The organism is Stenotrophomonas sp. TWI819 (assembly GCF_039673075.1).
GTDB classification, from domain to species: domain Bacteria; phylum Pseudomonadota; class Gammaproteobacteria; order Xanthomonadales; family Xanthomonadaceae; genus Stenotrophomonas; species Stenotrophomonas rhizophila_B.
This window is the reverse complement of record NZ_JBDJKY010000006.1, coordinates 140,356-156,981: the sequence shown is the minus strand read 5'-3', so window position 1 is coordinate 156,981 and position 16,626 is coordinate 140,356. Positions and strand designations below refer to the sequence as shown.

19 protein-coding genes and 2 pseudogenes are annotated in these 16,626 nt (G+C 62.3%); 18 read left to right on the top strand and 3 right to left on the bottom strand.

The features are described from left to right. The first annotated feature begins 61 nt into the window (after positions 1 to 61). The 9 genes from ABE463_RS10435 to ABE463_RS10395 all read left to right on the top strand — a co-directional run bounded on the left by ABE463_RS10435 (position 62) and on the right by ABE463_RS10395 (position 4,982). Positions 62 to 574: a hypothetical protein gene (locus tag ABE463_RS10435; RefSeq protein ID WP_346468115.1), complete on the top strand. Its 513-nt coding sequence runs from the start codon at positions 62 to 64 to the stop codon at positions 572 to 574. Between the two features lie 448 nt (positions 575 to 1,022). Then, on the top strand, positions 1,023 to 1,307 hold the full coding sequence (locus tag ABE463_RS10430) for a hypothetical protein (RefSeq protein ID WP_346468114.1): 285 nt from the start codon (positions 1,023 to 1,025) through the stop codon (positions 1,305 to 1,307). Positions 1,308 to 1,551: 244 nt separating this feature from the next. Next, positions 1,552 to 2,184: a hypothetical protein gene (locus tag ABE463_RS10425; protein WP_346468113.1), complete on the top strand. Its 633-nt coding sequence runs from the start codon at positions 1,552 to 1,554 to the stop codon at positions 2,182 to 2,184. Between the two features lie 106 nt (positions 2,185 to 2,290). Next, complete coding sequence (locus ABE463_RS10420; protein ID WP_346468112.1) at positions 2,291 to 2,698, top strand: hypothetical protein; 408 nt, start codon at positions 2,291 to 2,293, stop codon at positions 2,696 to 2,698. 77 nt (positions 2,699 to 2,775) lie between these two features. After that, the gene (locus tag ABE463_RS10415; RefSeq protein ID WP_346468111.1) at positions 2,776 to 3,192 is read left to right on the top strand and encodes a hypothetical protein; all 417 of its coding nucleotides are present in this window, start codon (positions 2,776 to 2,778) and stop codon (positions 3,190 to 3,192) included. A 68-nt stretch (positions 3,193 to 3,260) separates the two neighbouring features. Beyond that, positions 3,261 to 3,551 (top strand): hypothetical protein, encoded by a 291-nt coding sequence (locus ABE463_RS10410; RefSeq protein ID WP_346468110.1) that lies wholly within the window; start codon positions 3,261 to 3,263, stop codon positions 3,549 to 3,551. Further along, positions 3,548 to 3,898 carry a hypothetical protein gene (locus tag ABE463_RS10405; RefSeq protein WP_346468109.1) on the top strand — a complete coding sequence of 117 codons (351 nt, stop codon included), beginning with the start codon at positions 3,548 to 3,550 and terminating at the stop codon, positions 3,896 to 3,898. The genes ABE463_RS10410 and ABE463_RS10405 overlap by 4 nt, the downstream gene beginning before the upstream one ends. Before the next feature lie 11 nt (positions 3,899 to 3,909). Further along, positions 3,910 to 4,308, top strand: coding sequence for a hypothetical protein (locus ABE463_RS10400; RefSeq protein WP_346468108.1), 399 nt, complete (start codon positions 3,910 to 3,912; stop codon positions 4,306 to 4,308). Further along, positions 4,305 to 4,982 carry a hypothetical protein gene (locus ABE463_RS10395; protein WP_346468193.1) on the top strand — a complete coding sequence of 226 codons (678 nt, stop codon included), beginning with the start codon at positions 4,305 to 4,307 and terminating at the stop codon, positions 4,980 to 4,982. The genes ABE463_RS10400 and ABE463_RS10395 overlap by 4 nt, the downstream gene beginning before the upstream one ends. Before the next feature lie 11 nt (positions 4,983 to 4,993). Here the strand turns inward: ABE463_RS10395 and ABE463_RS10390 are convergent. Then, positions 4,994 to 6,137: pseudogene (locus ABE463_RS10390) on the bottom strand (transposase); the annotation flags it as partial. A 202-nt stretch (positions 6,138 to 6,339) separates the two neighbouring features. On the opposite strand from ABE463_RS10390, the gene ABE463_RS10385 reads away from it, so the two are divergent. After that, entirely contained in the window at positions 6,340 to 7,101 is a 762-nt protein-coding gene (locus tag ABE463_RS10385) for a hypothetical protein (protein ID WP_346468107.1), read from the top strand. On the opposite strand, the gene ABE463_RS10380 is transcribed toward ABE463_RS10385, so the two are convergent. Then, positions 7,102 to 7,326: a hypothetical protein gene (locus ABE463_RS10380; protein ID WP_346468106.1), complete on the bottom strand. Its 225-nt coding sequence runs from the start codon at positions 7,324 to 7,326 to the stop codon at positions 7,102 to 7,104. Positions 7,327 to 7,421: 95 nt separating this feature from the next. Between ABE463_RS10380 and ABE463_RS10375 the strand changes: the two genes are divergently transcribed. The 3 genes and pseudogenes from ABE463_RS10375 to ABE463_RS10365 all read left to right on the top strand — a co-directional run bounded on the left by ABE463_RS10375 (position 7,422) and on the right by ABE463_RS10365 (position 9,153). Then, entirely contained in the window at positions 7,422 to 8,174 is a 753-nt protein-coding gene (locus ABE463_RS10375; protein ID WP_346468105.1) for a hypothetical protein, read from the top strand. Further along, positions 8,167 to 8,342, top strand: a pseudogene (locus tag ABE463_RS10370) (DNA-formamidopyrimidine glycosylase family protein); the annotation flags it as partial. The gene ABE463_RS10375 and the pseudogene ABE463_RS10370, both read left to right, overlap by 8 nt. A gap of 85 nt (positions 8,343 to 8,427) precedes the next feature. Further along, positions 8,428 to 9,153, top strand: coding sequence for a hypothetical protein (locus ABE463_RS10365; protein ID WP_346468104.1), 726 nt, complete (start codon positions 8,428 to 8,430; stop codon positions 9,151 to 9,153). A gap of 273 nt (positions 9,154 to 9,426) precedes the next feature. Here the strand turns inward: ABE463_RS10365 and ABE463_RS10360 are convergent, their stop codons facing one another. Continuing rightward, positions 9,427 to 9,600 carry a hypothetical protein gene (locus tag ABE463_RS10360; RefSeq protein ID WP_346468103.1) on the bottom strand — a complete coding sequence of 58 codons (174 nt, stop codon included), beginning with the start codon at positions 9,598 to 9,600 and terminating at the stop codon, positions 9,427 to 9,429. Positions 9,601 to 9,672: 72 nt separating this feature from the next. On the opposite strand from ABE463_RS10360, the gene ABE463_RS10355 reads away from it, so the two are divergent. The 5 genes from ABE463_RS10355 (at position 9,673) to ABE463_RS10335 (ending at position 16,622) form a co-directional block, all read left to right on the top strand. After that, positions 9,673 to 10,557 carry a hypothetical protein gene (locus tag ABE463_RS10355; protein ID WP_346468102.1) on the top strand — a complete coding sequence of 295 codons (885 nt, stop codon included), beginning with the start codon at positions 9,673 to 9,675 and terminating at the stop codon, positions 10,555 to 10,557. 66 nt (positions 10,558 to 10,623) lie between these two features. Then, positions 10,624 to 11,436: a bifunctional DNA-formamidopyrimidine glycosylase/DNA-(apurinic or apyrimidinic site) lyase gene (gene mutM, locus ABE463_RS10350; protein WP_346468101.1), complete on the top strand. Its 813-nt coding sequence runs from the start codon at positions 10,624 to 10,626 to the stop codon at positions 11,434 to 11,436. 65 nt (positions 11,437 to 11,501) lie between these two features. Continuing rightward, positions 11,502 to 12,065 (top strand): ECF-type sigma factor, encoded by a 564-nt coding sequence (locus ABE463_RS10345; protein ID WP_123730990.1) that lies wholly within the window; start codon positions 11,502 to 11,504, stop codon positions 12,063 to 12,065. 30 nt (positions 12,066 to 12,095) lie between these two features. Next, positions 12,096 to 14,972 carry a serine/threonine-protein kinase gene (locus ABE463_RS10340; RefSeq protein WP_346468100.1) on the top strand — a complete coding sequence of 959 codons (2,877 nt, stop codon included), beginning with the start codon at positions 12,096 to 12,098 and terminating at the stop codon, positions 14,970 to 14,972. A 48-nt stretch (positions 14,973 to 15,020) separates the two neighbouring features. After that, positions 15,021 to 16,622 carry a glucan biosynthesis protein D gene (locus ABE463_RS10335; protein WP_346468099.1) on the top strand — a complete coding sequence of 534 codons (1,602 nt, stop codon included), beginning with the start codon at positions 15,021 to 15,023 and terminating at the stop codon, positions 16,620 to 16,622. Positions 16,623 to 16,626 lie beyond the last annotated feature (4 nt).

Sequence of the window (16,626 nt, the reverse complement as noted above, 5' to 3'; positions counted from 1 at the left end):
TATCCGACCAATCCAATGGCGTCATCAAGCCAGAATCAATCGACTTCATGAGGTGACAGCAATGAGCAACGTAGGATTCAGGGGGGGGAGCTCCCTGTTTGACTTGGGAAGCTCGCAAGCAATGGCAGCTTTCTTCGAGCTGATCCGCTCCCACCCTCAGCTTCTGGCGAACGCAGGATGCGAGCTTGTTACTGATCGGCTTTACAGACGCTACGTACGAAGAGTGGATGTAGCGTCTACAAGGCAGATACTGGAGAAGGTGAAGGACGTGTTTTCTGGAACTTCCAGCTCGGCGCTCTTGTCAATACTAAATCAAGTTGAGGCAATGCAAGGTGGGCTTGATCTTGGGGCAGATAATCTTGCGAAGGTATTCTCCCGATACTTCGATGCGATCGAGCATTGCATGGAGTCTGCTGAGGTTAACTTTCAAGAGTTTGCATCAGATCCAGCATCAAGCTACTGCTATGAACCGGTAAGGGTAGTCCGGAGTCAAATGCCTGCTTATATGATGGACAAGCGAATTCCGCTTGCGGCATATGATGATCTGGATGGCCGCCCGTTCTGGTTGCAATAGACGATGTAATACATGGGGCCTCGCGGTCTAACCTGTCGCAGGCCTACAACTGGGAAATGTGGAAGTTGCTAGGGGCCGAGGGCGTGGTGCCATGGAAGAACCTGCTGAACTGCGGCTACAACAGCCCGTTCAGCGGTGCTGGGGTGAAGGCTGAAGTGCCAAGAGCCCTCAGCCAGGTCGCAGGCACCATGATCTGTATGGAGCGGCTTGGATATACCCATTCCCTAGGAGGGCGTGACATCCCGATATGTCGCATCAGTGGCTGGAAGACGACAGATGCGTGTCTGTTGGGGAAAGATATTCGGACAACCGATCCGCAAAAGCGGTTGAACGGTGGCTACAGCAAAACGTACCCAAAATCGAGCGCGTGCATTCCCTGATCAGCATTGCGCTGCGGAAGCCTTCCAGCGCAAAGACTGAGTCATAAGTGCTGCCCAAGGAGTAACAGATGTCATTCATCCGCTCGAGTCGTAGTGTTCTTGTCACTGCCTTGGCCATTTTCAGTCTTTCCGGCTGCGTGACGCTGTCCGGTACGCACGTCGTATCGGCCACCGATGCAGAGGGGCGTGACCTGTCCTCCAACCTGCGCATGACCGCCGATGGAAGCCGCATCCACACCGCGCGCAACGCGCTGTGTGCGGCCTACCCTGGTGCGGTGGTGCACATCAAGGACCTGCAGACGGGTGAAGAGCTGCGCTCGGAGGGCCCTTACACCTGCAATCCGGCGAAATGACGCGCGAGGTGGCTAAGGGTCACGGCCCCGATCAAGCTCAAGGTCACGGCGGACTACGGGAGCTTTGCCTATTGGGACGACGAGTGCCCGACTGGGCCCATCGATCCTGCACCGCTGCCACTGACACCCGGGTTGGCCGAGGATGTGCAGCGGTGGGTGGACCTCCTCGAATCCATGCTCAACTGGGACGTTCCGCCTGAAAATCGACCCCGACCTGCTTCCACCGCTACCCAAGAAGACTTAGATGAACGACCTACTCAATGATTGGCTAATGTGCTCCAAGGGTTTGCGCGAATTTGACAAATCGCACTTCCTTGGACTATTCAAACAAGAGCTTGATCAAGATCAGCTGCGCTCCATCTTCAGTGACGGCGCAGCGGGTACGGAGCTGCATCGTAGGACGAAGGAGGTGCTCGATGCTTCAAAATTGGATGATTACCTCTACTTCCAACCAAAAAGCCCCGATGATGCCGTGGTTCTACTGTCAGCCGCCAAGGCGTGGCTGGAAGAACTCGCTGCCTTCTGCAGCGAGCGAGGAAATGCAAGACTTCAAGGCATAGCGGAAGGAGCGCGCGTAGTCATCCGCGACCGGCGATCTTTTCAGCTTCCAAAAGACCCAGATTCGCCAGCGGGATGGATGCTTGCATTCATAGGCGATGAAGTGGACTTCGCCCTTGGAGATGTCGATCCTGTGATCGATGCGCTGATGGAAGCGCTGTATGGGATCGCGGGCGATTACTATCTCTGTTGGTACGTCATCGAGGTGATGATTGAGCTCCCTCTGACCTTCGCGCCCTATCTATCCATCTGGCGCAATGGTGCTCGACCAGTGTTCGCTGAGGATGAGTTAGTACTTCTTGTTGAGGTTGATGGTTGAAAACTATTTCGCGAACATGGTGGCTGGCAATGAGTGAAGTAGTGACTCTGCATGGGGCTCGGTTTCTGACCTTCGTGCCTGCGCCGAAAGATTGAGAAGCGTGCCCATGAGCGAAGACCTCACTGAAATCGAAAAAATTCTGGGCGGGAAGCTGGAGCGGCGGGAAGCTAGGCTAGTCCCTGGGCTGCAGGAAGTGGACGGCCAAATGGCCATTTACTACCAAGATGACGGGAGAACTGCTGAAAAGTTACTTTTTAGAACTCTTTTGGACGGAGTTGCAGAGAGGAGTGCAACGTTTGGCGGTCGCATATCTGATCCGTGTTCGGTCCTGACTCCGGACGGCGACTTGTTTCGCGCGATGATCTGTCGGGGTGACATAGATGGGTGGAGGGCGGATGTGGAAGACGGGGCGCGCCACCTTGGACTTCTGCTGGCTCGGTTTGAGGGTGACAGTTTCGAGCTCTCGGACGGTCGTGTGTATTCTCTGAAGGAATGCGTCGTAACGTTTGAATGAGACGGATTTTGGCGGCCGCTGGATGTTCATTCCTGGTGCGCTAAACCCGTCCGCAGGTAGCTGACAAGGAGAAGAGATTGATCAGGATCACCCTGTTGGCCTTCGTCGTGTTTCTGACAGCAGGTTGCCTTCCACGCAATGCATTCGCTCCACCGCCCGACAATTGGGAAATGTGGAAGAAGCCAGGGACCGAAGACGTGGTGCTATGGAAGGACCTGCTGAACTGCGGCTATGACAGCCCCTTCGGCGGCCTGCGGGTGAAGGAGCGCGTGCCAAGAACGCTCAGCCAGGTTGCAGGCTCAATGATATGCATGGAACGGCTCGGCTATACGCACTCTCCTCGAGGACGTGACACCCCGATCTGTCGCATCAGCGGCTGGAAGTCGACAGACGCGTGCCTGTTGGGGAAAGATATTCCGATACCCGATCCCCAAAGGCGGTTGAACGGTGCCTACTGCAAGCAGTACCCCAAATCGCGCGCGTGCATTCCCTGATAAACATTGCGCTGCGGATGCCTTCCAGCGCAAAGACTGAGTCATAGGCGCTACCCAAGGAGCAACAGATGTCATTCATCCGCTCAAGTCGTACTCATAGTGTCCTTGTCACTGCCTTGGTCATCTGTAGTCTCTCCGGCTGCGTGACGCTTTCCGGTACGTACGTCGTATCGGCCACTGATGCAGAGGGGCGTGACCTGTCCTCCAACATGCGCATGACCGCCGATGGAAGCCGCATCTACACCGCGCGCAACGCGCTGTGTGCGGCCCATCCTGCTGCGGTGGTGCATATCAAGGACCTGCAGACGGGTGAAGAGCTCCGAAACGAGAGCCCCTACACCTGCAACGCAGCGAAATGACGCGCGAGGTGGCCGAGGCTCATGGTCCGATCAAGCTCAAGGTCATGGCGGACTACGGGTGCTTTGCCATCTGGGATGACGAGTTCCCGACCGGTGCCATTGATCCTGCATCGCTGCCACTGATGCCCGGGTTGGTCGATGATCTGCAGCAGTGGGCGGATACTTTCGATTCCATGCTCAATTGGGACGATCCGCATGAGAACTACTGGACTGCAGAAAGGGAGCAGGCCTTCAATACGCAGGGCAGGATGCTGACTTGCCGCGTTGCGGTTGAGCTCGGTAGTGGTTACGCCGTCCGATACTGGCGTGGGGCGGAATCGCATGACGCGCGGGATTTTGAGCTCTAGGAGAAGATGCAGTGATTCCGGAAGACTTGGTCATTTGCCAGGAACTATTCGCGCTCATCGATCAGGGGATCGTCGATGGCTACGATGCCTTCTCCTACGACTGCAGGGTGGCCATCTGTAGTCTCTCCGGTTGCGTGACTCTGTCCGGTACGTACGTCGTATCGGCCACCGATGCAGAGGGGCGTGACCTGTCTTCCAACCTGCGCATGACCGCCGATGGAAGCCGCATCTACACCGGGCGCAAAGCGCTGCGTGCGGCCCACCCTGGTGCGGTGGTGCCGAAGTCCCCCCAAGATCTACCGTTACGATCCAAAGACTGGAGTTCTTACGGAGTTCGAATGAGAAAGCTCGTTGTGATAGCCATCCGCTCTCGCGCGGAAACTACCAATCTGGCCTGGGCAGGGCGTTGATCTCTGCCCTTGCCTCCGAGGGCATGGCTCCTCAACAGGTGTCTCATAGTGCCGATCGTTTCACAGAGAGCTTTGATGGAGAGGCAAGCATTGCCGCGCACTGGGCGGAGATGGCAACCGTCAGTTCACGAGGGCGCTCATACCAATCGCCCCGGAGATTCGCATGGCGGAGAAAGACGCTAGTCAAGTCAAACGGATATGTGCGGCACGGTATCGTCAACGATGCGGGAGCGCCGGTGCCTGCGGCGATCGTCATCACTGCTCCCTGGAACAAGTCAGTCGCATGGGAGCGCTTGTTCCGTTCCATTCTGACGTTGTTTCCGGCACAACTTGCCATGCTCCACCTTTTCACTGCACCGGAAAACGTGAAGAGTGCGGCTTGGGCGTCGTTTGAGGCCGGATCGTTAGGGGCATCTCTATCGCCCCAACTCCCCAATCTTGCCTGGGCTACCTACTTCGGGGATGAGTTCGCCATTGAGGGCAACCGGCAGGAAATCCGGGACGCGGGGTACAGGGTGGACGATTTCGCCAACGGCTATCTGGTGAAGGTCACTGATGATCTACAGGATGTGGAAACGGATTTCGCAGATTTCTCGCTTCGTCGAGCAAAGCTGAAGGCGATGTATAGAAAAGGCCTTTTCCGCATCGAAGAAGAGCCTGTGCTTGGCGGCTGAAAGTTAGGGCATCGCGGAATACCGGGGAAGGCTGCGGGGATCTTCAGGAAGAAATACTCCTGATCCCGGTATCCGTAGGCCCGGCGCTTGATGACCTTGATGGTGTTGTTGATGCCTTCGACGATGCTGGTATTGAGCGGGTGTCGGCAGCGAGACAGGATCCCGGGCAGATAGGCTGTGAGAGGTTGTGCGAACAGGGCCAGAGCAGCGATTCCGCTGCCTTGGGCTTGTTCGAGCCAACGCTCCCACGCCTGTTGGACCTAGGCAGGGCGGCGGTAGAACCATAGCCGCTTCAGCTCATCACGCATGAGGTAGGTGGTGAGCAGCGGTTGATTTGCCGCCAGTAGTTCGCTCAGCTGTACCGCTTGCCCCCTATCCAGGTTCTTCCGGTTGCGCAGCAGCAGCCAGAGACTGGACTTGATTACCCGGCGGGCCGGCTTATCGTCCCGCAGCTTGCTGACCTGATCGACACGAACCCGGTCAATGACTTCGCGGCCGCACTTGGCCACCACATGGAACAAGTCGAAGACGATCTCAGCGTTGGGGCAGTTGCAGTTGCTTGAAGAACGTCGCTGCGGTCTCACGGGAGCGACCGTTGCCGATCCACAACACCTGGCGACTTATCGGGTCGACGACGACGGTGGCGTAGCGATGGCCCTTGTGCAGTGCGAACTCGTCCATCGCCAGATAGTGGACCTGGCTCCAGTCCGGCTCTTGGACGGTTCGGCCCAATAGGGCTTTATCCAGCGATTTGACCGTGTGCCACCGCAGCTGGAAGAAGCGGGCGACCGCCAGAATGTTGCTGGAAGCCAGCAACTGATTGACTGCCTCAGCCAGCCGGTCGGTGACCCGTTGATAGCGGCCCAGCCAGCTCAGCCTCTCCAGCCGCGGGCCACCGCACTGATCGCACCAGACCCTACGCCGTGGAACTACCAAAGCAACACGAAACGCCATCATGGGCAGGTCCCGCACCCGGCACACCGTCGTCTCACGCACCTGCCGGCATCGGCTGCCGCAGTGCTCGCAGTGCATCGTCCGCGCAGACGGTTTGAGTTAGATCGTGACGGTGCGGCTGCCATCCTCAGGCCACGCAAGACGCTCTACCCGATAGCCCTCCCAGCCACCAAGCTTCTCGATCGTCTTCCGGTCCAGCATGGCCGCACCCTCGAGCCCAGGAAATCAGGCCTCAAGGGTACCGTTGGTCAGCCAAGGCTCCACGCTAGTCCGCGATAAACCTTAATCTTGTGGTGAGTCTCCGCACGCAATCTGTTGCGCAGAACATCCTGGACCAGATCAGAGATGCGGGTGGCAAAATCTATCGCTATGATCCGAAGACGGGAGTATTGACGGGATTCTAATGAAGGCATACGTCAAAATTGCGCTTCGTAGCCGCATCGATACGAAGCCACAGGAGGTTGGAAGGGCGTTGCTAAACGTTCTCTCCTTGGGCGACGGGCATCTGTATCCGCAGCAGGTGTCCCACAACCCAGATAGATTCAAGGATGATTTTGAAGGCGCTGATGCCTTGGATGTCTGGTGGAGCGAGGTGGCGCAGATGCGAGTTGAGGGTGCTGTCTCTGATTTCAGCCTTGACTTTGCGTGGAGGCGAAAGGACGCAGTGAAGTCGACCGGCTACGTTTGCCATACGATGCGAAACAACCGGGGAGCATTGTTGCCGGGGACGGTTAGCCTTACGGCCCAGTGGAGTCCGAAGATAGAATGGATTGAAGTCTTTCGTGCGCTCATTGGCGTCTTTCCCCCTCGTTTGGCGATGCTCCATCTTTTCACTTCTCCGGAAATAGGGCGGCCGAGTCCATGGTCGTCTTTCGAAGCGGGATCGTTTGGGGCAGCTTTGAATCCAGATATCACCAATATCGCGTGGGCTATGTACTACGGAGATGAGTTCGCAGATGAAGGAGATCGTCAGAAGATGCGCGAACGGGGATTTTCTGTAGACGAGCAGTCCAATGGATACCTCGTCACCGTGACCAAAAGGTTGGAAGATGTGAAGAGTGATTTCGATTCCTTCTCCCGTCGCCGCGCAGAGCTCAAGACGTTGTACCGCCCCGGAAGATTTCGGATTGAGGAAGAGCCCATGCTTGAGCGCGATGTCACCTGATCAAAAGAGGGCGGCGTCAAGAATCAAGTGCTTGGACTCGACTTCCAAGTGCAATACCCCGCAATTACGTAGGGTGGCCGCATGGGAAAGCAGCCCAGTCATTTGAGTTCCGAAGAGCGTGCCGTGCTTCAGATCGAGCGCGGTAACGGTGCGAGCATCCGCTCCATCGCGCGCCGCCTCGGTCGTAGTGCGTCCACGTTGGCGCGTGAAACGGCTCGGCAGCATGGATCTGTCTACGCTGCCAGGAAGGCCGCCATCGAGGCAACGGGCGGAAAGGTCTATCGATACGACCCAAAAACCGGAATTCTCACGGAGTATTGATGAAGAAGTACGTGCAAATATCCATCAGAACTCGTGTGAACACTATCGAGCTGGAGCGAGGTCGGGCACTGGTCGCGCTCCTCGAAAGTCACGGCATGACTCCGGAACAGGTTTCTTTCAACCCGGACAAGATCAAGGATGACTTCCTTGGGGATGAATCGTTGGAACGTTGGTGGGCAGCGATGGCTACCGTCAAATCGCAGGGCCGGAGCTTTGAAGCACCCATGTCGTTCGCCTGGCGGCGGAAGAGGGTTGTAAGGTCGAGTGGCTACGTGCGACACCGAATCTATAACCATGCAGGGAAGGTGGTCCCCGCGAGTGTCAGCATCTCCGCCCCGTGGAACTCCCGAGTCGACTGGGGAATGCTGTTCAGTGAGCTTGTTCGGATCTTTCCGCCCCAGATTGGAATGCTCCATCTGTTCACTCCGCGCGAAACTGGGCGACGGGGCGCATGGTCGTCATTTGAAATAGGGTCGTTCGGCGCTTCGCTTGCTCCTGAGCTGCACAACGTTGCGTGGGCAACTTATTTTGGCGACGAGTTCTCCGAAGAGGGCGACCGGGATGCGATGAAGGCGGAGGGCTTCATTGTCGATGAGTACGAAAATGGATACCTCGTGCAGGTCACCCCGAGTCTGGAGGATCTGGATCGAAGCTTTGACGTGTTCTCAGCGAAAAGGATTAAGCTGAAGACCCTGTATCGTCGGGAACTGTTCAGCATCACAGATGAGCCAGAAGCATCAGGTGTTGCGTAGGATGGTGCCGTCGGAGATCAGCACGCTGCTTCCGGGCCGTTCATCCAAAGCGTGCGCCGCCGCGCCAAGTACCTGCGGTTCGATACCGCCATTGGCAGCGCGCTGCTGCACCTTGGCATGCCCGGTAGCCTGCGCATGCTGCCCGGCGACACCTCGGTGCGTGCGTACCGGCGCAGCCGCGGCCGCGGCTGCAGCACCTTGGTGAAGACCTTCTTGATGGACCAGGACAACGCGTCGTGGCCAAGGTCCAACGATGGTGATTGAAATGCAGAGGGACCGGCACATTCAGGGTGTTCCACCAGCGGTTGATCACCTCAAGACCTTCTTGGATCCCATGTGGGGACTCAAGCCGGAGGCGTACATCGCGCACATTGAGGGTTCAACAGGCGACGCCTATACGTGCAAGTCACTGCTAGGCGACTACTCGACCGTTAGGGGGCTTCTTGCTTGGTTTGAGCAAGGAGACATCGACCTGCTTAGGCGGTGGGCCCTTGCGTCCGGTAAGTTGACTCGCGCGATGTATCAACAGCGTCCTGATGGCATATGTTTGACGTCGACGTACCTGATGCCGCTGATCTCGAACGAGGTCCCCCTGATCAACTGGTTTGCCGGGTTCGAACGACCGTTCTCTCCTGGATCCGCCGCTGCTACGCGAATCGACAATCCAAGGATGGATGAGTTTCATCACTACAACACCTTGCTTGCGCTGTCCGGCGCGTGGGAGGTCCTGACGCCGCGCTGCGTCAACTTCCTATCGGACGTTCCTGCCAAGCAGGCAGCTCACCAAGCGGACAGCCGCTTCCACATCGCACTTGCGGCGGGGGATGTTCCGAGCATGGAAGCTGCTTTGACGGAGTTGGTGGACCCAACGTTGATGCGACGCAGAAGCAGAGAGGAAAGCGGATTTACAACAAAACCTGATTTGCACTGCAGCGGTCGTCTACGCAAAGATTGCGTGGTGGCATGGCTTCCACGTTGAGGTGGTCTCTCCATGGATTCCCGAAGAGTGGCTTCCTATCGCCCGGTTAAAGGACTACGAAGATCCTTTCACGTTCATGGCACAGCCGGATGACTCAATGCCGGTGTAGGCCGGGGTGAAAATCGCATCTGTGGCTGGAAGTCAACAGATGCCTGCGTGTTGGGTAGAGACTTTCCGACACCCGATCCCCAGAGGTGATTGAACAGCGGCTACTGCAAAAATTGCCCGGAATCGGCGGCATACGTCCCGTAATGGCGCAAAAGCAGGAGATGCTCAACTTCCATGACCGTCCGCCGCTGATATAAGATCGCCCGCCGGCGAACATGCCGGTACGCGCACGACTGCCTGAAAACAGGCAGAAGACAGGATGATCCCGGCACGCCGGTCGATCAGCGTGTTCTGCAGGCTCGGCATGTTGACTGCGATGGATCGCAGCAGGAAGAACATGGACGTGGATGCAGGGCCGTTGCACCGATGGGCGTCCACGGGTCTCGCCAAGGACGACCCAGGAACGACACCATGAAAACCCAGTACACCCTCCTCACCGCGATGCTGCTCGGCGGCATCGTCATCAGCATGCAGACCATGGCCAGCGAGCCGGTATCCGTCGATCCCCCCGAGCTTGCCGTGGACGACAGCGAACTTCCCTCCGATGCGATTGCCGTGGCCGCTGATGCAAGCGCCACAGACGATGCCGCTGTCGCCCCTGCAGCACCGGCATGGGAGCATCTGATCCCCATCACCGCGCAGCTGCAGACCGACTCCGGCGGTCAACCCATCGGCGCCAAGTCCCTGCGCCTGGTGCAGCGCTCCACCACGGCCAAGGTGGCCGGCGCGCAGGTCGCGATGTCGCTGCTGTCTGGCAGGATCGCCGGCAGCTCCTTCGGCAAAGGACAGTTGAAAGGCACCCGCATCGAGAGCGTCGTGCATCCCGCGTTCGGCCCAATGCAGGCGCAGGTGCGCACCCGCCTGGACGACTACTTCAAAGCACACCCTGGCGCTGTGCCTACCGAGGAGAAGCCGGTGCAGGCCACGCTGGGCGACTTCATCCTGGTCTACCAGGAACTGGATGATTCGCAGACCCTGTATGAACTGCGTCAATCGCTGAGCCTGGGCTTCCCGTACCGGCGCAAGCTGCCCACCATGCGCCTCACCGGTGGCGAAGGTGCCCAGTGCAACGTCACCGAGCCGGTCGCCGCCCCGCTGGAGGCCTGGCAGGCCGATGACTATGCGATGGTGAAGCAGACCGTACAACGCTATGCCGACGACTGCCTGGTCCAGTTTGTCGCCACACTGCCTACGCTGTTCCCGGACAAGCACCCGGTGACGGTGAACGCGCCGAGCGATACCGCCGAACCGGCCGACGCAGGCAACCCCGCGGTGCCGGAGGACGCGCAGGCCTGAAGGGAAGCGCACCGTGTTGCGGTGGGTCGTAGTCGGCCCTCCGCAGCCCGGCGCTAGAATCCCCCCATGCCCGAGCTCCCCGAAGTAGAAACCACCCGCCGCGGCCTTTCCCCGCACCTGGAAGGCCGCAGTGTCCACGGCGTGATCCTCCGCCGCCCCGACCTGCGCTGGCCGATTCCGCCGGAGATCAGCACGCTGCTCCCCGGGCAGGCCATCCAGGGCGTGCGCCGTCGCGCCAAGTACCTGCTGCTCGATACCGCCATCGGCAGCGCGCTGCTGCACCTGGGCATGTCCGGCAGTCTGCGGGTGCTGCCCGGCGACACCCCGGTACGTGCGCACGACCACGTCGACATCAGCCTGGACAATGGGCGGTTGCTGCGCTTCAACGACCCGCGCCGCTTCGGCAGCCTGCTCTGGCAGCCGGCCGGGCAAACCCATGAGCTGCTGGCAGCGCTGGGGCCCGAGCCGCTGGATGAGGCCTTCGATGGCGACTATCTCTTCGCCCGCAGCCGCGGCCGCAGCGCGTCGGTGAAGACCTTCCTCATGGACCAGGGCATCGTGGTCGGGGTGGGTAACATCTACGCCGCCGAAAGCCTGTTCATGGCCGGAATCAACCCGCTGCGCGAGGCCGGCAAGATCTCCCGCGCGCGCTACCAGCGCCTGGCCGATGCGGTGAAACAGATCCTGACCTACGCCATCACCCGCGGCGGCACCACCCTGCGCGATTTCATCAATCCGGACGGGGCGCCGGGGTACTTCGAGCAGGAGCTGCTGGTCTACGGGCGTGAAGGCGAGCCCTGCCGGCAGTGTGGCCGGCTGCTCCGCCACGCCACCATCGGCCAGCGCGCCAGCGTCTGGTGCGGCTACTGCCAGCGTTGAGCCGTCGCGCGGCCATCGCCTGCCGGGCGGTATAGTCCGGCCAACGTCACCGGCGGGGGTGTGCGATGGACCAGGGACCGGATATCACCGTATGGCTCGATTCGGCCCGGGCGGGCGACCGCGCCGCGCTCGACCGGGTCCTGACCCTGCTCTATCACGAGCTGCACAGCATGGCCCGTCGGCAGCTGGCCGGGCAGCAGGGGCGCACCCTGGATGCCACCTCGCTGGTGCACGAGTCCTATTTGAAGCTGCTCGGCTCCCGGGGCGCGGCCCGCTTTGAGGATCGCGCCCACTTCTTCGCCTACGCCGCCTCGGCGATGCGCAGCGTGGTGGTCGATTACGCACGCAACCGGCTGGCGCGCAAACGCGGCGGTGATCTCAAGCGGGTGGAGCTGCCGGAGAACAGCAGCAGCGGCGTGCGCCTGGATGAAGACCTGCTGGCGCTGGATGTGGCGCTGGCCCGGCTGCATGCGGTGGATGCACACCTGGCCAAGGTGGTGGAACTGCGTTACTTCGCCGGCCTGTCCGAGCAGGAGATCGCCGATCTATGCCAACGCTCGGAGCGCAGCATCCGCCGCGACTGGCAGAAGGCGCGCATGTTCCTGCTGGCTTCGGTCGGGGAGCCCTGAAAAGCCACGCATCGTCCGGGGAGAGGACCGATGGAGGCGTCACGCTGGCGGCAGTTGTCCTGCCTGCTGGATCAATTGCTGGAACTGCCCGAACCGGCGCGAGAGCAGCGGCTGCTGCGCCTGCGCGCCGACGATCCGGGGCTGGCCGAGGATGTGGAGCGCCTGCTCGCCCATGAGCGGGACAGCCATGAATTCCTGGCGCAGCCCCTGTGGACCGCGCCGCCGGAAGACAGCCGGGCAGGCACCCGGGTCGGTCCCTACCGGCTGTTGCGGGCGCTCGGCGAAGGCGGGATGGGTGAGGTCTGGCTGGCCGAGCGCGCCGATGGCCTGTATGAGCGCCAGGTCGCCCTGAAGCTGCTGCGCAGCGGCTACGCCGATCCCGGCCTGCGCCAGCGCTTCAGCCGCGAACGCGAAATTCTGGCGCGGCTGCAGCACCCGAACCTGGCCCAGCTGTTGGATGCCGGTGTGGACCTGGACGGCCAGCCCTATCTGGCGCTGGCGTATGTCGAAGGCGAGCCGATCACCGAGCACTGCCAGCGCCTGGCACTGCCGCTGGAGCGGCGCCTGCAGCTGATGCTGCAGGTCTGCGCGGTGGTCAGCCACGCCCACGCCAACCTGATCGTGCATCGCGATCTGAAGCCGTCCAACATCCTGGTGACGGCGGAGGGCGAGGTGAAGCTGCTGGATTTCGGCATCGCCAAGCTGCTCGACGATGACCACGGCAAGCCGCCCGCGCACCCGCCCACGGAAGCACGCGCGTTCACCCTGCACTACGCGGCGCCGGAGCAGGTGCGCGGCGAGCCGGTCTCCACGCTGACCGATGTGTACTCGCTGGGCGTGGTGCTGTTCGAGGTGATCACCGGGCAGAAGCCGTACCGCCTGCGCCGGCACAGCGATGCCGAGTGGGAGCGCTCGATCCTGGAGGTGCAGGCACCGCGCGCCTCGGCGGTGATGGCCCGCGCGGCCGCTGCCGGTGGGGAGCAGGCCGGGGCGGCAAGGCGCCTGTCGCGTCGCCTGCGCGGCGATCTGGACACCATCCTGCTCAAGGCCCTGCAGAAGGAACCTGCGCAGCGCTACGCCTCGGTGGAAGCCTTGGCCCAGGACCTGCGCCGCTTCCTCGAAGGCCGCCCGATCCACGCCCGCCCGCAGCACGTGGGCTACCGGCTGCGCAAATACCTGGGCCGGCATCGCTGGGGCGTGGCGTTGGGCAGCATGGCAGTGCTGGCGCTGCTCGCACTGGCGCTCACCGCGCTGTGGCATATGCAGCAGGCCCGGCGCGAGGTCGCGCGTGCGCAGGCCATGCAGGATTTCACCGTAGGCCTGTTCGACCGCGCCGCGGGCGTGCGCCATGGCAGCTTCGATCTGCGCCAGCTGCTGGCCACCGGTCAGCAACGCGGTGAGGCGGAACTGCGCGATCAACCGCTGTCGTTGGCCGAGCTGGAAGGCGTGATCGGCCGGTTGCGGATCGGTATGGGCGACTACCAGCTGGCGCTGCAGACGCTGGACCGCCAACGCGCGCTGCTGGAGGAGGCCGGCGAGGTGCCGCCGACCCTGCAGCTGGAAGCGGTGACCCAGCGCGGCCGTGCGCTGCGCATGCTCGGACGTTCCCGCGACTGCGTGACTCACCTGACACCGATGCAGTCGCTGGCCGCCGAGTACCGCCTGCGGCTGCCGGCGGCCGTGGCCGAGTACCACACCCAGTTGGGGCGATGCCAACAGCTGTTGGGCTACCGCGATGAGGCGCGCGGGGCGTTCGAGCAGGCGCTGGTGCTGCGCCGCGATGTGCTGCGCGATACCCCCGGCACCTCGGAGAGCGTCGCCGACCTTGCCGCACTGGACGGTGACGATGGCCGCGCGCCTGCTGCCCTGGCCGGTTACCGGCAAGCGCTGCAGCTGCTGCAGGCCGGTAACACGGTGCGCTACCCCCAGTTGATCGCGCTGCGTCGGCACATGGGCGAGACCCTGGCTGCGCAGGGCGATCTGGAGGCGGCCGAGCAGGCTCTGCAGCTTGCCGCCCATGATGCCGTGGGGCTGTATGGGCCCGATCACCCGGAAACCCTGTCGATCCGCCGCCTGCGCGCGCTGCTGGCGATGCAGCGCGGCGAACTGGCGCAGGCGCAGGTCCAACTCCAGCAGGTCCATCAGCTGACCCGGCAGGCCTTGGGCGAGCAGCACCGTGATACCGGATTGACCTGGCATGCGTTGGGGCGGCTGGCGCTGGCGCGCGGCGACAGCGCGACGGCGATCGATGACTTCGCCCGCGCCGTGGCGATCTGGCGCCAGCCCGATTGCGTGGGGCTGCTGCCGCAGGGGCTGTACGACCAGGGCGAGGCCCTGGCGCTGGCCGGTCGCTGGCAGGCCGCGCTGACCGCCCTGCATGAGGGGCGGCAATGGCAGGCAGCGCAGCGCGGCGATGACGATGCCTCGGTGCAGCAGGCCGACCGGCGCATGGCCGAGCTGGTCAGTGCCCACGGCGACCCCCATCAGGCCGGGGAGCAACTGGCGGCGCTGATGCGGCGGGTGGACCGGGCCGGGCCTGCCAGTGCGGGTCTGCACCGCGCGCTGCAGCTGGCCTGGGCCCGAAATCTGGGCCGCATGGGCCAGACCGTGGAAGCGCGACGTGCGCTGGCACCCCTGCTGGTGGGCGACGCCGCCGACCTGGACAGCCGCGCGCTGCGCTGGCGCGCCCGTGCGGCGATGGCCGAACTGGACTGTGGCACCGCACCCGTGCGTGCGCGCGCAGCGCTGGAGCAGCTTCAGCAGGAGCTGCAGGCGCAGTGGCCGCAGGGCGGACAGCTGCGACAGGAGCTCGGGCAGATCCTTGAGCGCTGTGCGCCGGCGACGGTTGCGGTCACCCCGTCACCCACGCTGGCTGAACGCCGCCCCGCATTCACCTCGGCGAATTAACGTCTGCGTGCCTATGATGGCCGGCCCTCCCTTGCCATCGCTGCCTGCATGCAACGACGCGACTTTCTCCGCAATGCCTCCGTGGCCCTGGCCGCCTTCGGCCTGCCTGCACTGCCGGCGTGTGCCGCGCAGGGCAACCAGGTCGGCCTGCGCCGGCTGGGCGAGCCCCAGCCGTTCGATTTCGCTTCGCTGAAAGGGCAGGCGCGCGCGCTGTCCCAGGCCGCCTACCAGAGCCACAAGCGCACCCTGCCGGGTCCGGTCGAAGCGCTGAGCTGGGACCAGTACCAGTCGATCCAGTACCGCCAGGATCATGCGCTGTGGGCGGACCAGCCCGGTCGCTACCAGGCCAAGTTCTTCCACCTCGGCCTGTACTTCCACTCACCGGTGCGGATGTTCGACGTGACCGATGGCAAGGCGCAGGAACTGGCCTACGACGGCGCGGCGTTCGACTACGGCAAGAGCGGCCTGAAGGGCAGTCATCTGCCGGCCGACCTGGGCTTTGCCGGCTTCCGTCTCAACACCCGCAAGGACACCGATCGCGACTTCGCCGCGTTCCTGGGTGCCAGCTATTTCCGCGCGGTTGGCAAGGAAGGTCAGTACGGCCAATCCGCGCGCGGCCTGGCGATCGATACCGGCATGGGCAAGCCCGAAGAATTCCCGGATTTCATCGCCTATTACCTGGAGCAGCCGGCGGCCGACTCCAATACGCTGGTGGTGTACGCCCTGCTGGATTCGCCCAGCACCACCGGCGCCTACCGCTTCGCGATCACCAACGGTGACGTGCTGCTGATGGACATCGACTGCGCGCTGTACCCGCGCAAGGCGATCGAGCGGCTCGGCATCGCCCCGTGCACCAGCATGTACCAGGTGGGCGAGAACGACCGCCGCATGGCCTGGGACTGGCGCCCGGAGATCCACGATACCGATGGCCTGTCGATGTGGACCGGTGCCGGTGAATGGATCTGGCGCCCGCTGTGCAACCCGCACAACCTGCGCTTCAACATGTTCGTGGACAACAACCCGCGCGGCTTCGGCCTGCTCCAGCGCGACCGCAACTTCGATCACTACCAGGACGACGGCGTTTTCTACGAGAAGCGCCCGTGCCTGTGGGTGGAACCGAAGGGGCAGTGGGGCAAGGGTTCGGTGCAACTGGTCGAAATCCCGACCGTGGATGAGACCTTCGACAACATCGTGGCGTTCTGGAACCCCGAGGCCAAGCCGCAGCCCGGCCAGGAGCTGCTGCTCGGCTACCGCCTGTACTGGGGCGCCGAGCCGCCGGCGCGCACGCCGCTGGCGCACTGCGTGGCCAGCCGTACCGGCCTGGGCGGGGTGATCGGCAAGAAGCGCGAGTACTTCTCGTGGCGCTTCGCGGTCGATTTCGAAGGCGGCGAACTGGCCGCGTTGATCGACAAGGGCGAGGTGGACGCCGTGGTCCAGGTCAGCCGCGGCCGTACCGAGATCGTCTCGGCGCGTCCGCTGCGCGAGATCAAGGGCTACCGCGCCATGTTCGATCTGGTACCGCCGGATGACGCCACCGAGCAGATCGACATCCGCCTGTACCTGCGCAGCGGCGGCAAGACCCTCACCGAAACCTGGCTGTACCAGTACAGCCCGCCGCCGAAGGGCGCGCCGGAGCGCACGCTGTATTGATCAC

Coding starts and splice junctions, on each gene's coding strand:
- ABE463_RS10435 (WP_346468115.1), top strand. CDS start 62: ATGAGCAACGTAGGATTCAGGGGGGGGAGCTCCCTGTTTGACTTGGGA.
- mutM (WP_346468101.1), top strand. CDS start 10,624: ATGCCCGAGCTCCCCGAAGTAGAAACCACCCGCCGCGGCCTTTCCCCG.
- ABE463_RS10385 (WP_346468107.1), top strand. CDS start 6,340: ATGAAGGCATACGTCAAAATTGCGCTTCGTAGCCGCATCGATACGAAG.
- ABE463_RS10420 (WP_346468112.1), top strand. CDS start 2,291: ATGAGCGAAGACCTCACTGAAATCGAAAAAATTCTGGGCGGGAAGCTG.
- ABE463_RS10410 (WP_346468110.1), top strand. CDS start 3,261: ATGTCATTCATCCGCTCAAGTCGTACTCATAGTGTCCTTGTCACTGCC.
- ABE463_RS10365 (WP_346468104.1), top strand. CDS start 8,428: ATGGTGATTGAAATGCAGAGGGACCGGCACATTCAGGGTGTTCCACCA.
- ABE463_RS10355 (WP_346468102.1), top strand. CDS start 9,673: ATGAAAACCCAGTACACCCTCCTCACCGCGATGCTGCTCGGCGGCATC.
- ABE463_RS10360 (WP_346468103.1), bottom strand. CDS start 9,600: ATGTTCTTCCTGCTGCGATCCATCGCAGTCAACATGCCGAGCCTGCAG.
- ABE463_RS10405 (WP_346468109.1), top strand. CDS start 3,548: ATGACGCGCGAGGTGGCCGAGGCTCATGGTCCGATCAAGCTCAAGGTC.
- ABE463_RS10380 (WP_346468106.1), bottom strand. CDS start 7,326: ATGCTGCCGAGCCGTTTCACGCGCCAACGTGGACGCACTACGACCGAG.
- ABE463_RS10425 (WP_346468113.1), top strand. CDS start 1,552: ATGAACGACCTACTCAATGATTGGCTAATGTGCTCCAAGGGTTTGCGC.
- ABE463_RS10345 (WP_123730990.1), top strand. CDS start 11,502: ATGGACCAGGGACCGGATATCACCGTATGGCTCGATTCGGCCCGGGCG.
- ABE463_RS10375 (WP_346468105.1), top strand. CDS start 7,422: ATGAAGAAGTACGTGCAAATATCCATCAGAACTCGTGTGAACACTATC.
- ABE463_RS10335 (WP_346468099.1), top strand. CDS start 15,021: ATGCAACGACGCGACTTTCTCCGCAATGCCTCCGTGGCCCTGGCCGCC.
- ABE463_RS10340 (WP_346468100.1), top strand. CDS start 12,096: ATGGAGGCGTCACGCTGGCGGCAGTTGTCCTGCCTGCTGGATCAATTG.
- ABE463_RS10430 (WP_346468114.1), top strand. CDS start 1,023: ATGTCATTCATCCGCTCGAGTCGTAGTGTTCTTGTCACTGCCTTGGCC.